The organism is Desulfoluna butyratoxydans (assembly GCF_900699765.1).
Classification (GTDB): Bacteria; Desulfobacterota; Desulfobacteria; order Desulfobacterales; family Desulfolunaceae; genus Desulfoluna; species Desulfoluna butyratoxydans.
Map to the genome: position 1 here is coordinate 79,691 of NZ_CAADHO010000015.1, position 14,611 is coordinate 94,301.

Here is a 14,611-nt window from a genome sequence, read left to right on the forward strand (position 1 = left end):
TTAAGGTTTCTCCAAAATAAACAAATGGTTGTCGCCATAGCCCAAGGCATCGAAAAGGCGAGTTATCATATGGTTAATTTTCGTTATGTGGGTGAGAGCGAGAAGGGCACGCCAATATCTTTTCTTTGGGACGGGACCGCAGTTCGGAGACCAGAAATCGGAGGCAACAGTGTATTTCGGATAAAATAAAAGATGATGCCATTGAAAGCTCAGCCAATGGGAATTTGTTATTGATTTCACCTTCAGAATTTCAAGGCCCGCCTTGCGTGCGGTCATCCCCATGGATTCTTTGGAAAAAAAATGCTGATGGTAAGGTGTATGCCAGTTGATCCATCGCTGTGAGAAGATTCTCGCTCCCCAACCCTGACTGTTTGGAACGGTGATAATGATTTGCCCCTTGGGTTTCAATATCCTCGCGGCCCTCCTCAACGTCTCGATGGGATCCGTCATATGCTCCATCACCTGATCCATGGTGATATAGTCGAAAAAGTTGGGTTCATAAATGGTCGGATCAAACACACCGACATGAACCCGGAAACCTTGTTTCTCTGCCACGCGGCGAATGTTTTCATCAGCCTCAACCCCGTATACATCACATCCCCTTGAGGCGTGATACCCCAGGGATTCTCCAAAACCACACCCGATGTCGAGAATGCGAACATCCTTGGGAACCCAGCGAAAGGCCGAAGCATACTCACCGTTGAGCCAGCAATCCCTCTTTTTTTTCTCAATATGGGGGCAATACTCATCGGCGTCTAACGCCGATCGGGGATAATAGTCGGTGTACAGGCGTGCCAGTTGATCCGGGGAGAAGGAGCTTTCTAGGAAAACGTGTCCGCAAATGCGGCAGCGCCTTAGTTTGAATTTGCCGGGATAACCGTATCGATCGTCCCATAAATTAAAGGATGGGACAGAATGTGAGGATTTGCATATTGGGCATTTCATAAGGCGTTTCTCAGGGTGTGGTGGGGACCTTTGACAAGTGTTAGCGTATTGTGACAGCGCATCATAACCACGCGATAATTACGATTAAACTGGAACAGTTTGCAAGCCAAAGGGTGTAGAAAAGAGGGGAGTCGTTTTCGGTGTTTGAAATAGAAGCGAAGGAGGCGGTCTTCTTCGAGGCTCGGATATCCTTGTTCACTTATCTCATTAAAATACGCCTGGATGTTTTCACTCTTCTGACCAGCAACCTTTCTAAAACAGCTGATGTGTGCGTTTAATGAGTAAAGGTGCGTGTGCTTGGAAAATTCAATCCATAAGAAATAGTCACCTGCAAGGGAAAGGCTTTCATCTACTCCTCCGGATTCATGCCAGAGATTCGCCAACCAGAACACACTGTCTTGTTGGATGAAATGAAGAACGGGCCCATAGAGTCCTTTGGAAATGAGTTGGCGGCTATAAAGATTGCACTTGCCGGATGCATATAAAGTAGAAGCCTCATCTAAATAAGAGGTTATGCCCTTGAGCCAGCGAATTTGCGAAAATTTTGAAAAGGTTTTGGAGACTGTATCAAAAGCCCCGTTCCGATAAACATCGTCTGAATTAATCCATGCATAGATATCGCCTGTTGCCTTAGCGAAGCCTTTATTGATTGCTTCATACATGCCCGAATCTTTCCCAGATAAGAATTTGATAGTCACTTGTCGGCAAAAAATAGGCCTGTCACACGTCAAAAGGGAATGCTGGTACGCTTTTACAATATCTGGGGTGCGGTCCGTTGAACAAGCATCAACCACAATATACTCTATCTCGAAGTCACCTTTCTGGCTGATGACACTTTCTATGGTTTCACCGATATATTTCTGACTGTTGTATGAGGGTGTTACGATGCTGAATTTCACAGCTGCACTCGCTTTTTTGATATCCGGATCGTTCTCGGAAAAAAAAATGCTTTATTCCAAGTTCGGTAAGCCGATACGTTATTTCCCGAGAATGATAAATTTACCGATATTATGTTATCAAACAAGTGTGGTTCCTACTTTAAAATCTCAGAACGTTTTGTTTTGGACGACACCGGCATACCACAGTTCCAAAACAGTTATTTTATATAAAAGAAACAAATCGGGTCCGAATGTGTCGGCTCTCTTGAGGAGTCTATCCAGTGTACATGTAGACGTTACATGGTTGGAGATAAGGTAACCGCTTTTTACATAATCATAATAGGTTTTTACAATTTGTGTCATCCATTCATTAACAGGTGGTTGAAATCCCTGTTTCGGTCTGTGAAGCACCTCGGTCGGAAGAATATCTTCTACAGCGGTTTTTAAGAGAGCTTTATGCCGGTATTCGACCTCTTCGTGTGTGTTCATGATGCCGATCACCGTCTCAATCAAGCGATGATTGAGAAACGGGCAACGCGCTTCCACCGAAGAGTCCATGCTGACTCTGTCCCCCAGGGAAAGACAGTTTGAAACGAGCCATGTTTCAAATAGCGCCTTGCATACCGCCATATTGATTTCGTGTGGTTCTTTTAACCCCTTCAACTTATCTGAAAACTGGCGGAAAGGATTTCGATGGGGGATCTGTCTCGCAAAATCAGGGGTATAGAAATTGGCAAGCGCCCCTATGGCATGCTGAAAATCCGGAACGAGGTTGCTCAGGACCAATTGATCCGGCCTGTGAACCGCCATTTCGGCCAGCCTTTTTCCCTTGGAAACGAGGTCCCGAAATGGTTTCGGAGCTGTTTGAGAATAATTTAACCGCCGATAAAAACGGGTAAAGGCAATGCGTTCAAGTATCGGGGAAATTGCTTTTAAAAATTGTGAATCATACTCTGCGGCGGGCATTTTTTTTCTCGTCATATCCGCTGCCCTTATCATCCATTCATAGCCCCAGAAAAGCTCATCTCCTCCAATACCGGACAACATCACTTTGATTCCGTGGTCCGAAGCAAGTTCCATGACTGCATAGTGGCCATAGGCAGCAATATCTCCGATTGGATCATCCATAATTGTTACCAGTTCAGGGAAACGATCTACAAAATGACTCGTCTTAAGTTCTATATCAAAGAAAGGAATCCCGTTTTCTATTGCCAGCTTGGCTGCGTCGCTCCTCTCATCGTAGGGCGGCCTGCCCGGATACCCAACACTGAAAGCGCTCAGGGGGGCGTTGCTCATCGAGGCCGCAAGGGTCGCAATAATTCCGGAATCGATACCGCCACTAAGCGCAACCCCCACGGGTACGTCTGAACGTAAGGTCAGTTCCATGGAACGCTCAAGCTGCTGGCGAACCAGCTGCGCAGGGTTTCCATATACTGGCCTGGCGTCAGTAAGACACCAATATCGCTCTGGTTTGATGGTCCATTGATCACATCGAATCACGAGAAAATGGGCGGCGGGCAGTTTATGTATTCCTTCTAAGGCAGTTTCAGGTTCGGGGACATATTGGTTGTGGAGATACGCGTCCATAGCCGCAGGGGAAATACGGGGCGTAGATGGAAGCAAATGGAGCAGTGATTTTAATTCGGACGAAAAAACGAACTGTTTGTTGTCTGACCAGTAATAAAGTGGTTTCTCACCGGTCCGGTCACGGGCCAGAAACAGTTCTTTTTTATTTTTATCCCAGATAGCGAAAGAAAACATCCCTACCAATTTATTGAGGCAGGAGCTTCCCCACTGGGCATAGGCTTCCAGGAGGACTTCGGTGTCACTTTGGCTTTTAAAGACGCAGCCCAACTGAACCAGTTCCCGTTTCAGTTCAATGAAATTATATATTTCTCCATTGCATGAGATCCAGTACCTGCCGCAGTGGGAAGGCATCGGTTGATGCCCTTTGCTGCTCAGGTCAATTATGGACAGACGGACGTGTCCTAGTTGAATCTGTTCATCACTGTATATCCCACGGTCATCGGGCCCCCGGTGGTGGAGGCTGTCCAGTGCTGTTTCCAGTGACTGGCCTCCGACGGGAGGATACGACAATGCTCCGATTATACCGCACATGGCTAAGTCCTTAACATCGTGACACAACTGAAATTATATTTTTGTGAGAAAGTAACACTTTCTGCCATTATCCGCATCGGTCGAAACTCCTGCCTTACCTGAGGCGGCACCAACATATAGGCTTCTGATTGGCGACGTAATACTATGATATTTTTACTGGTTGTTCGTCTGTAAGAAAAAAATATTTTTTTCTTCGAAGGGAGAATATTGACAGTGGTAAGGGTGAGAATCATGACTTCAAATCATCTGGATGGTTGGTTGAGAGTCTCTCTTTACGGAAATTGTTGTTTCGATTGAAAACGTTTCCAATTCCTTACTGTGGAAAACCAAGTGATGGAGGGCTCTGCCGTCGAAACTCAATGAATCCTCAAAGTGCAAAATCTCATCAGCCCACTTTGCTGTTACCTCGAACGTCATGCTGTTTACAGTTCCAACGGCTTTATAGGCATCCAGGTCGAATTTTACTCCTGAATGAAGATGAAATGCGACACGTCCCCTTTTTTTGAGTGTGCCATGATCGGTAATAATGATTTTTTCTACGGAGTCCGATATGATATGCCTTTGGTATGAACTCATGTATTCTTTCCAGACCTCTGCGAGATCGAGAGTTAGCTCAACTTGCTGTTCGTTTCCAGAGCCTTTGGGGCAGACTCTTTTTTCGGGTAGATTTTGATCTGGATAACTACCATTTGGAAGATATGGCGTAATAACATTATGCATTCTAGAGCATTTTGCCAGCAATGCTCTGGGGTCGTCATATTGCAACATACCTCTGTCTACGAAAACGTCTGTTCCATCGGCTTCGACTGTGAACGCTCCCTTATCATAATGGGCGTGGCTGCTTGGATTTGGTTTCGAACCTGAAAATAGAATCCGGAGGGAATGTGTTCCCGATTTCCTGGCGCTGACGGCAAACCCACTCTTTGGCATGATGTTGAATGTCGAAACGATCGGCTTGGAAACCTTTATCTTGTCTGGTCCGTACACGAACCCAATGAGGCCGCCGCTGTTTATGAGACTACCTGTAACATTGTAAATGCTCCTGTTTTGGATGCATTGATGCAGGATGTCGTTACAAATAGACCCGGGGAACAAGCCAGCCAGTACGGGAACGATATCGCCACAGAAATTTTCAGTTCTGCAGTCTCCGTCAACCGAACCTTTTCCCGGTTCGAAACTGGATAGTGTCGAAAGGTAATTGTCTGCTTTTTTAAAGTATCGGTTTATTATTCTGTGAGTGCTTTTCCCTCTGCTCCTGGCATAAGCGACCAGGGCCGGGATCACGGCTTGAGCGGTCATACAAAAATAACCGATTCCCTCATCCACGCCTCCATCACGCATAATATAACGTTTAAGGATCTTGTTCATGGTACCAAATTTAGCATTCACATATCTTCCCATGTGAGGCCATGCGTTCTCAAGGTACAATCCACCCAGAATTCCAGCTCGGCAAAACCATGCTCCCTGATTGATTCGGTGCATATAATCGTGTTTCATCATATCCCTATCAATTATGGCGAGCCCTTTGTCCCATATACATTGTCGGACGAGATCCTTGGCCCTGTCTGTAAGAGCAAATGCGTACCAGTCGGCTAAAAGGACGACGCTGGTCGTGGTCATCTCTTCCATGAAGCAGCGAGTGCTCCATGTTGATCCTGTAAGTTTCTGTTCTGCAGATTGAACCCAATTTTCGGTATGAAGCATGCTCATTAAATATCTAAGTGCATGTTGCATCATCTGTTTGTCATCGTTGATTATTCCAACAAATCCTAGGACAAGTGCTTCAAAATGATAGGGGGTCCTGTCATTTTCGCTTTCCCGAATATAGCGCCGATCGTCCGTGGGTAAAAATGCAGTCAGGTCCGCTTCGGGGTGGCGGTTCATATATATCGTTGCCTTTTCTTCCAAATATCGATAATGATCACTCCACCCTGGATATAGGCGTTTTTCTCTTAATTTTTCTAAATCAGTTTCGTTAAATAATAAGCCTACTTGAAAATGAATATCTTCCCAGTTATCGAGGGGTTTTATTAAGCCTGTCCAGCTCGAATCGTATTTCTGTATGGATGTTTGCAACTGTTTAACTAAAGAACTATTCTGCAATCCGAACCAACTCAACGACAGCATTTGTTCAAATTTATATTTCGTACTGATAATCATATATATCGCACAAATGTGACCTTTTGGGGCTGGAATGCAAATTTCCAATCGTGACCCTGTTCCCCAGAACACCTCGTCATGTTTATAAATTTTCCCGTCAACTTCAAACTCAAACCGGATAGAAGTTTCAGGTATCATAGAGAGGCAAAACAGCATTTTGTCATATTGCGGATAAGACAAATCTGTTTCAAGGCGAAGACTGGCAGCGTCTCCCACCGAAGGACAGCTTTCCCATAAAAGGTTTGTCCAACACCAGAAATGCTGCAAGGAGCATCGTTGTGCGTTTATTGAAGAAAATGATACGGGTAGGCCCGTGGCGATGGTGGGGTCGTGGAAGGGGGCAAAAATGACTTCCTCCCATGTCGAAGTCAGTGGAAACAAAGTGTGTGTCCAAGGACCCTTTTCGGACACGGGGGCAGGAACTTTTGGGCCCCGACTTATGACCCTTAAATACCCGAGGATTATATTTTGAATCGTTATGGGGAGATGATAAAACAAATTCCTTAAAATGTTGGATTTTCGTCCCCCTACCGGAAAAGATTTGATGTATCGAATCAACTTTTGAGGAATGGTCTTATGTGGTTGATTTGTTTTAAAAATATTTGATATGTGTTTGGCGCTCTGAGACTTTTTCATGGCTGCCTTATGAATTATGAATGTTTAGGTAGGGAGCTTTTGCCTTTACAACTCCGATGCTAACTCCCAATCATGATCAATAACAAGAGGGGTGTGTCCTGGAATTTGGCCAGTCCCATAATAATCTCCTCCTACCACATCGAAATATGCCGCAAAAGGCCCCGTTAAATAATCTGATTCCAGACCGTTCACCAGAAGTCTAAAGCCGAAGCCATATCGCCCAGCTGTAAGGGGCAGACGGGAGATCTTGCAGTCTATAAAACCTGTGGGGGGCAATGCCTCCGGTATAAATAGTCCCCGTTCCCTCGTGTTGTTTCTGAACAGGTTTATATTTTTCATATCTCTAATGGTAAAACTGAAGTCCAGATCACGGACATACGAAATGGATGAAGCATATTTAAATCGAAACGTATAATCCTTTCCTGTCATAGCAATATCTACAGGGGTTCCAGAATGATCCAGAATTTGGAAAGAGAGTATTCGAAGGACTCCAGATCCCTGTCGGTCTTTACGGTTTTCAAATGACCAACTGGCGTTCTGCTCCATCAGTGCGGAAGTATAAGTCTGAATGCCGGCTTCAACGTCGCCGTCATAAAGAGATGTCCCACCATCGAGGACACAAACCCTAGAACAGAGAGATTCTATTGCTCCGAGATTATGACTGACAAATATGACGGTCCTATCAGCGTCTGTCGTTTCTTTCATTTTACCGATACATTTTTCTTGAAATTGGATGTCGCCAACAGCTAAGACTTCATCAACAATCAAAATCTCAGGTTCCAGGTGGGCTGCAACGGCAAATGCGAGTCGTACATACATTCCACTGGAATATCGTTTAACCGGGGTATCAAGAAATTTTTCAATTTCTGCAAAGGCAACAATTTCATCAAAACGCTTTTTGATATCATTTTTAGTCATTCCGAGGATTGCGCCGTTTAGAAAAATATTTTCTCGTCCGGTGAGCTCAGGGTGGAAGCCGGTACCGACTTCAAGAAGGCTTGCAACCCTCCCTTTGATATGAATTTTGCCAGCAGTCGGATGTGTGATTCTGCTCAGGATTTTGAGCAGTGTCGATTTTCCGGCACCATTTCGTCCAATGATACCGAGCCTATCTCCCTGCTTCATTTCGAAATTAATGCCTTGCAATGCCCAGAATTCATTTTGCGTTGTAGCGTTCGCGTTTTGCGATAACGGATAGCGCATCCGCTGGTAAAATCTTCTTACACCATGCGAAAGAGAGTCACGGAACGTTTGATACTCTCTCTGTTTATGATGGCCGAGAGTATATTTTTTTCCCAGGTTATTGACTGTGATTATATTGCTCATAGTGATCTAAATAATATCCGCAAAACTGCGTTCAGTTATGCGGAAATATTTTCCCCCGGTAAAAAAGATGAGTATCGAAAGCGCAATTGAAATAGTAAACCCCGGCCAATAAATGGTCGTATCGTTACCGAGTAGAATCCATCTGAATCCATCGATGACGCCAACCATCGGATTAACTGAATAGAGGAGTCGCCATTTTTCTGGGACTATGCCGCTGCTGAATCCCACAGGTGATATATAGAGCCCAAACTGAACAATGTAGGGAACGATATGCCTAAAGTCACGATATTTTACATTCAGGGCAGACATGATATACCCTGCGCCTAATGAGGTTAATATGGCCATGAGCATTAGTAACGGTAATAGGCATAATTTGATATCCGGAATGAGTCCATACCAGAGCATGAGAGCCAATAAAATGATGAAGGAGATCGCAAAATCGATCAGACTGACAACCATTGCTGTTGTGGGGATGATGATTCTAGGAAAGTAGACTTTCGATATCAGCTGCGTGTTTGCTATAAGCGAGTTGCTTGCCTCGGAAAAGGTGTTGCTGAAAAATTGCCATGGAAGCATGGCTGAAAATACCAGTATTGGATAGGGGATGTCTCCAGACGGGAGCTTTGCAATTTTCCCGAATATTATGGTAAAGACGACCATTGTCAGAAGTGGACGTAAAACACTCCAGGCAACACCGATAACTGTCTGTTTGTAACGAACCAGGACGTCCCTCCATGCGAGAAAATAGAAGAGGTCCCGGTATTGCCAAAGTTCTCGCCAGAAATTCTTTATCGATTTGTCGGGTTCAATGATCAGTTCAAACTGAGTCATGGCTGCTTATCCTGTGGTTCCCATGGGTGGCGGCTGGTTTTGAACCATGTGTAAGTTCGCCTGATGCCCTCTGCGAGTGGTGTCTTGGGTTTCCACCCGATCTTTTCTGTTTTGCTCACATCAAGGCGTTTTAGCGGGGTGCCGTCGGGTTTGGAGTGATCATAGACGATGGTGCCGCTATAACCCACAATACTCCCGACAATTTGAGCCAGCTCTTCGATGCTTATGTCGGTCCCGGCACCAATATTGAACAATATTTCTGTATTCGTATTCATGGTGCTGGTGAGCAGGTGAATGCAAGCATCTGCCATGTCATCCACATACAAAAATTCACGCTTGGGCGTTCCTGTTCCCCAGATTGTCACTGACTTTGCTTTTGTTTTTTTTGCTTCATGGAATTTTCTGATTAACGCGGGCAACACATGGGATGTTTCCAGGTCAAAATTGTCATTGGGCCCGTAAAGATTGGTCGGCATGATAGGGATATAACGGGTGCCGTATTGTTTGTTATAGGCCCAGCACATCTCAATACCTGCGATTTTAGCCACGGCGTAGGCTGAATTTGTGGGTTCTAAAGGGCCTGTCATCAGGTACTCTTCTTTGATGGGCTGCGATGCCATTTTCGGATAGATACAAGAAGAGCCGAGGAACAGGAGTTTCTTAACGCCGTGCACATAGCTGGAGTGGATGACGTTGGTTTGGATCATCAGGTTCTGATGGATGAATTCTGCGGGATAGGTCTGATTGGCCATGATACCACCAACCTTGGCTGCTGCTAAAAAAACATACTCCGGTTTTTCATTATTAAAGAATTGCTCCACGGCTTTCTGATTCGTGAGATCGAGCTCTGCGTGGGTGCGCGTGATAAGATGGCTGTATCCTTCTGCTTTTAGTTTGCGTACAATGGCAGACCCAACGAGGCCGCGATGCCCTGCAACATAAATGCGTGCGTTTTTATTCATGTCTGCTCGCTATCTCAAAACCGTTATTTCTGCACAGAAGATCCTTTTTTGCCTCTTCGTAATCTCGGTCTACCATTTCAGAAACGAGTTCCTTGAACTTTATTTCCGGGGTCCAGCCAAGTTGTGCTTTTGCCTTGGATGGATCGCCAAGGAGGGAGTCCACCTCCGTAGGTCTGAAATAGTGGGGGTCGATTGCGATAATTGTATCGCCCGATTCGCTGTTAACCCCCTTTTCGGCGATGCCGGAGCCTTGCCAGGATATTTTCATGTCAAGGGTTTGAGCTGCAATTTCGACAAACTCTCTCACGGAGTGTTGCTCACCCGTTGCGATAACATAATCTTCGGGTTTTTCCTGTTGGAGCATAAGCCACTGCATTTTTACATAGTCACTGGCATGGCCCCAATCACGTTTGGCATCCATGTTGCCGAGGTAAAGGCAGTCCTGAAGCCCCAACTTGATGCGCGAGAGTGCGCGAGTTATTTTTCGTGTAACGAATGTTTCACCGCGTAGAGGGGATTCATGGTTAAAAAGAATGCCGTTGCATGCATAGATCCCATAAGCCTCACGATAGTTTACTGTAATCCAATATGCATAAAGTTTGGCAACACCATATGGACTGCGGGGATAAAATGGTGTTTTTTCGGTTTGGGGGGTTTCCTGGACTTTACCGAAGAGCTCCGATGTAGAGGCTTGGTAGAATCGGGTTTTGTTCTCGAGCCCGAGGAGTCGTATGCCTTCTAAGATACGCAGGGTGCCTAACGCATCGGCATCGGCCGTATACTCTGGAGAATCAAAGGAGACGGCCACATGGCTCTGGGCAGCGAGGTTGTATATTTCATCAGGCTGAACCTGCTGGATGATACGTATGAGGTTGGTGGAATCCGTGAGGTCCCCGTAATGGAGGATGAATCGTCTATTTTCAGTATGTGGGTCCTGGTATAGGTGATCTATCCTGTCTGTATTGAAGAGGGAACTACGCCTTTTGAGGCCATGGACTTCATATCCCTTTTCGAGCAACAGTTCAGCCAAATAGGCACCATCCTGCCCGGTGATACCGGTAATAAGAGCTTTTTTCATGAGTATGTGTCTTTTGGTGAAGAAGTTGTCGTTAGAGGGGGGCATTCTGGTTACACAGCTCCGCCCTCTCGGTTACACCAAGTTTGAATTTTGTATACAATTTACCCGTCACTTATGGTTATCGGCAACCCATGTGTTATTTGCTATCTCCCTTGGTTGAGCAGAGGCTGAATCATATCTCGGAATTCTGGTCGGGCGATTGCCGGGGATGATTTTCAGATATCGTGGTTTTTCAAGTTAATTTGGGGTGCCGATTCCCACACCAACACCATGGGTCTTTTTTCAAGGTTCTCGTGAAAGTCCTCGAACTCTTCCCGGCTCAACACCAGCGACCTGAGTTTCCGGTTGATATATCGCTCTGTTTTCCTGCTCAAATCATTCAAATGATACGGATCGATGTCGCCAACCAGCACCAGGTCAATAATCCCCGTATCCTTGCCCTCAGCATAGTCGTCGATGAGATACGCGGCTTCGAGGTCGCCCAAACGGGTGACAACGCTGTCGATGATCTGGTCGACGCCGATGGCCTTTCTGACCATGGAGCGAAGTTCAGGGAAGAGGGGGTGGTTGCGGTTGGCTGCGTAGTGGATCTGTCGGCCGTTTTTGGAAGATGTGAGCAGGTCGGCTTGGCTGAGCTGGTTGAGCTCTTCTCGGACGGCGTTGGTGGATAAGCCGAATTCGGATGCCAGTTCACGCAGGTATGAGTGGGTGTCCGGGTTGAAAAAGAGCCGGACAAGGAGTTTGATGCGTGTTTTGGATCCGATGATGCCGGAAAGTAGGTTGCTCATGGGTGACCCTTTAATGAGTAGTATAATTGAACGTAATCCATAAATGATCGGATTGTCAACCCTTAATAGATACTCCTTGATATACATGTGTCGGTTGGCGGGGTGTTGGGGTGCGGTGAGTGGCTTGTGCCCGTGGGCGACTGTGGGGGGCTGTGTTTGCGGGCGCTGAGCGGCTTATCGGGTCAATTTAATTGTTGGATGTCGCTCGGAACGGTATTCCCTGATTGTTCACGGTCTGTCTCTCCTGCCGTTTTTCGGGTGGGGTGGGAGTCAGTTGAAGCGGACGTTTTCGGCGCTGTCTGCGTCGAGGATGATTTTTCGTTATGATTGATGTTGGCGTATCAGGGAAGGTGTGAATCAATAATCTCTATGTCTTTTTCGTGTGTCGCTGAAACGGTAATGTTTGTGGGGGCGGCCCTCCTTAGAACCCATATTTTGGTGTCAGTGGCGGTTTATGTCGTGGGAACCTCTAAGAACGTTATTGTGATTTCGTGCGAGGCTACTTTTTCGGGTTTCCTGAGCCCTGCTTCGTGATACAACCGGGTTGTGGTATTCGCCTTATCCATATACAGTGGTGTCCATTGTAAATCTGTAAGAGAGCCATACAACGCTGCGCGGAGAGGGAGGAGATAAGTCATGGCTGTGCTTGAAAATAAGAACGTTCTGGTCTGTGTGACGGCGGGGATTGCCGCTTACAAGGCTGTGGAGGTGGTGCGGCTGCTTCAGAAAGAGGGGGCCGACGTCTGGGTCACCATGACCCGGGGAGCCAAAGAGTTTGTGGGGGAGACGACCTTTGCGGCGATTTCAGGTCATCCGGTTTTGTCGAATCTGTTTGATGAGGGTAAAGGTGCCTCCATCGGCCATATTGAGCTTGCCGAGAGGGCCGATGTGGTGGTGGTGGCCCCTGCAACGGCAGATGTCATCGGGAAGCTGGCTCATGGTATCGCTGATGACGCCGTGACCACGACCATGCTTGCCGTGACAGCGCCCAAATTGATCTGCCCGGCCATGAATTCCCACATGTACGAAAACCGGGCCGTTCAAAGGAATATCGATATCCTGGAAGGGGACGGGTATATCCTTGTGGAGCCCGGGGTGGGCGAGATGGCCTGTGGCACCACAGGTCCCGGGCGCCTTGCCGAGCCCCCCACCATTGTGGACCGTGTGAAGGCGGCTTTGTATCCTAAGGATTTGTCCGGTAAAAAAATTATGGTCTCGGCCGGGCCCACCCGGGAGGCCATTGACCCGGTCCGTTATATCTCCAACCGGTCATCCGGGAAGATGGGTTATGAGATCGCACGGGCGGCGGAGTACCGCGGCGCTGAGGTGACCCTTGTCTCCGGGCCTGTGAGCCTTGCCTCGCCCCTTGGTGTGGATCGGCTTTCGGTGACTTCCGTGGGCGAGATGGCCGAAACCATTTTTTCCCGCCTTGACGATGTCGATGCCGTGATTAAGGTGGCGGCTGTGGCGGACTACAGACCCCGAACACGGGCCGAGCACAAGATCAAGAAAAAAAGCGACGACATGACCCTGGAGCTCGATAAGAATATTGACATTTTAAAAGAGCTCGGCAAGCGAAAGACCCGTCAGGTGCTTGTGGGATTTGCCGCCGAGACACAGTCTTTGGCTGAAAATGCCCGAAAAAAGATCGAAGCCAAGAATCTGGACATGATTGTGGGCAATCTGGTGGGAGACCCGGCTTCCGGTTTTGGGACCGACACGAATATCGTTACCTTTTTTCATCCCGACGGTCGGAAAGAGCCCTTTGAGTCCATGGGTAAAGATGTGGTGGCCCATGAACTCCTCAACAGGGTGTCGGGACTTCTGAAAGAGCGCCTTTAGGCTTTAGAATTTAGATAGTACGAAACACAACACAGTGAAGATTCAGGATAGATAGACGCCATGATGGAAAACAATCCCCGGACACATCAACACAGAGCTCCCTTGGAGGAGATCAAAGCCACCCTTCTTTATCTGAAGAGTCTGGGGCTCAAGGGGGTGGAGTGCACGGAGGATGCGTCCAAGCTGCTTCGGACCATGGGGCGCCCTGCCGCAGGACCTGTCAAGCGGGTTGGGGCTCCGGTCTCTTCGGGGCGCGGTCAGGCTTCTGTCAACCGGGCGCAGGTGGCGCAACCGCGGCGGGAACCCTCGTCTGCAGCCCCGCAGCCTGTTTCCGGCGTTTCCCGGGCGGGGGGCCCGTTTTCCAACGGGACGGATTCGGTTTCACCAAAAGGCTCTGGCCCTGGGGTACACCGGTCTGTTGCCGAGCCCGTGGTGGATACCCTGGAAACCATCCGGCGGGACATGGGCGAGTGCACCCGATGCAGCCTGTTCCGTGGGCGGACAAATATTGTTTTCGGTGCGGGCAACCCGCAGGCCAGGTTGATGTTCATCGGCGATATGCCCCTTGCCGAAGAGGACCGTCAAGGCACTCCTTTTCTTGGCGCTTCCGGGGAGCTGATCAATAACATGATCAAGGCCATGGGGCTGCGTCGGGAGGACGTCTACCTCTCCAACCTGCTCAAATGCTGTCCTGCACCGGGGCAAGGGCGTCCTGACGCGAGTTTCTGCCTTTCGTTTCTGGAGCGACAGATCGCTGTGGTCCGACCCGACGTGATTTGCGCCCTTGGGGCTGTGGCCGCCCAGGCTCTGCTTGGCATTACTTCCGGCGTCGCCGAGATCAGGGGACAGTTTCAGAATTACAAAGGCATTCGATTGATGCCGACCTTTCATCCGACCTTTCTGCTTCGCCACCCGGAGCGCAAGCGTCAGGCCTGGCAGGATCTTCAGCAGGTGATGGCGGTGTTGAAAGCAGGGGATAGGCGATAGGTCATAGGAAAAGCCGGTAATAGGAGAAATAGGTCATGGGTTAATTCGGTACATGCCCTT

11 protein-coding genes are annotated in these 14,611 nt (G+C 47.8%); 2 read left to right on the forward strand and 9 right to left on the reverse strand.

From position 1 onward, the window contains the following. The 9 genes from MSL71_RS25055 to MSL71_RS25095 all read right to left on the reverse strand — a co-directional run bounded on the left by MSL71_RS25055 (position 1) and on the right by MSL71_RS25095 (position 11,722). On the reverse strand, positions 1-945 hold the full coding sequence (locus MSL71_RS25055) for a class I SAM-dependent methyltransferase (RefSeq protein WP_180146825.1): 945 nt from the start codon (positions 943-945) through the stop codon (positions 1-3). Further along, positions 942-1,844, reverse strand: coding sequence for a glycosyltransferase (locus tag MSL71_RS25060; protein WP_180146828.1), 903 nt, complete (start codon positions 1,842-1,844; stop codon positions 942-944). Before MSL71_RS25060 ends, MSL71_RS25055 begins: the two co-directional genes overlap by 4 nt. A gap of 147 nt (positions 1,845-1,991) precedes the next feature. Further along, positions 1,992-3,941 (reverse strand): asparagine synthase (glutamine-hydrolyzing), encoded by a 1,950-nt coding sequence (asnB, locus tag MSL71_RS25065; RefSeq protein ID WP_180146831.1) that lies wholly within the window; start codon positions 3,939-3,941, stop codon positions 1,992-1,994. A gap of 237 nt (positions 3,942-4,178) precedes the next feature. Next, entirely contained in the window at positions 4,179-6,317 is a 2,139-nt protein-coding gene (locus MSL71_RS25070) for a heparinase II/III domain-containing protein (RefSeq protein WP_180146834.1), read from the reverse strand. Between the two features lie 465 nt (positions 6,318-6,782). Then, the gene (locus MSL71_RS25075) at positions 6,783-8,063 is read right to left on the reverse strand and encodes an ABC transporter ATP-binding protein (RefSeq protein ID WP_180146837.1); all 1,281 of its coding nucleotides are present in this window, start codon (positions 8,061-8,063) and stop codon (positions 6,783-6,785) included. 6 nt (positions 8,064-8,069) lie between these two features. Continuing rightward, positions 8,070-8,894 carry an ABC transporter permease gene (locus tag MSL71_RS25080; RefSeq protein WP_180146839.1) on the reverse strand — a complete coding sequence of 275 codons (825 nt, stop codon included), beginning with the start codon at positions 8,892-8,894 and terminating at the stop codon, positions 8,070-8,072. Continuing rightward, positions 8,891-9,856 (reverse strand): GDP-L-fucose synthase family protein, encoded by a 966-nt coding sequence (locus MSL71_RS25085; RefSeq protein ID WP_180146842.1) that lies wholly within the window; start codon positions 9,854-9,856, stop codon positions 8,891-8,893. Before MSL71_RS25085 ends, MSL71_RS25080 begins: the two co-directional genes overlap by 4 nt. Further along, a complete protein-coding gene (gmd, locus tag MSL71_RS25090; RefSeq protein ID WP_180146845.1) occupies positions 9,849-10,934 on the reverse strand; it encodes a GDP-mannose 4,6-dehydratase in 1,086 nt (361 codons plus the stop codon). Before gmd ends, MSL71_RS25085 begins: the two co-directional genes overlap by 8 nt. Positions 10,935-11,149: 215 nt before the next feature. Beyond that, on the reverse strand, positions 11,150-11,722 hold the full coding sequence (locus MSL71_RS25095; RefSeq protein ID WP_180146848.1) for a winged helix-turn-helix domain-containing protein: 573 nt from the start codon (positions 11,720-11,722) through the stop codon (positions 11,150-11,152). A gap of 636 nt (positions 11,723-12,358) precedes the next feature. Here MSL71_RS25095 and coaBC point away from each other — a divergent pair. Next, on the forward strand, positions 12,359-13,564 hold the full coding sequence (gene coaBC, locus MSL71_RS25100) for a bifunctional phosphopantothenoylcysteine decarboxylase/phosphopantothenate--cysteine ligase CoaBC (protein ID WP_180146851.1): 1,206 nt from the start codon (positions 12,359-12,361) through the stop codon (positions 13,562-13,564). A gap of 60 nt (positions 13,565-13,624) precedes the next feature. Continuing rightward, a complete protein-coding gene (locus tag MSL71_RS25105) occupies positions 13,625-14,551 on the forward strand; it encodes a uracil-DNA glycosylase (protein ID WP_218951136.1) in 927 nt (308 codons plus the stop codon). Positions 14,552-14,611 lie beyond the last annotated feature (60 nt).

Coding starts and splice junctions, on each gene's coding strand:
- MSL71_RS25055 (WP_180146825.1), bottom strand. CDS start 945: ATGAAATGCCCAATATGCAAATCCTCACATTCTGTCCCATCCTTTAAT.
- asnB (WP_180146831.1), bottom strand. CDS start 3,941: ATGTGCGGTATAATCGGAGCATTGTCGTATCCTCCCGTCGGAGGCCAG.
- MSL71_RS25075 (WP_180146837.1), bottom strand. CDS start 8,063: ATGAGCAATATAATCACAGTCAATAACCTGGGAAAAAAATATACTCTC.
- MSL71_RS25080 (WP_180146839.1), bottom strand. CDS start 8,894: ATGACTCAGTTTGAACTGATCATTGAACCCGACAAATCGATAAAGAAT.
- MSL71_RS25085 (WP_180146842.1), bottom strand. CDS start 9,856: ATGAATAAAAACGCACGCATTTATGTTGCAGGGCATCGCGGCCTCGTT.
- gmd (WP_180146845.1), bottom strand. CDS start 10,934: ATGAAAAAAGCTCTTATTACCGGTATCACCGGGCAGGATGGTGCCTAT.
- MSL71_RS25095 (WP_180146848.1), bottom strand. CDS start 11,722: ATGAGCAACCTACTTTCCGGCATCATCGGATCCAAAACACGCATCAAA.
- coaBC (WP_180146851.1), top strand. CDS start 12,359: ATGGCTGTGCTTGAAAATAAGAACGTTCTGGTCTGTGTGACGGCGGGG.
- MSL71_RS25105 (WP_218951136.1), top strand. CDS start 13,625: ATGATGGAAAACAATCCCCGGACACATCAACACAGAGCTCCCTTGGAG.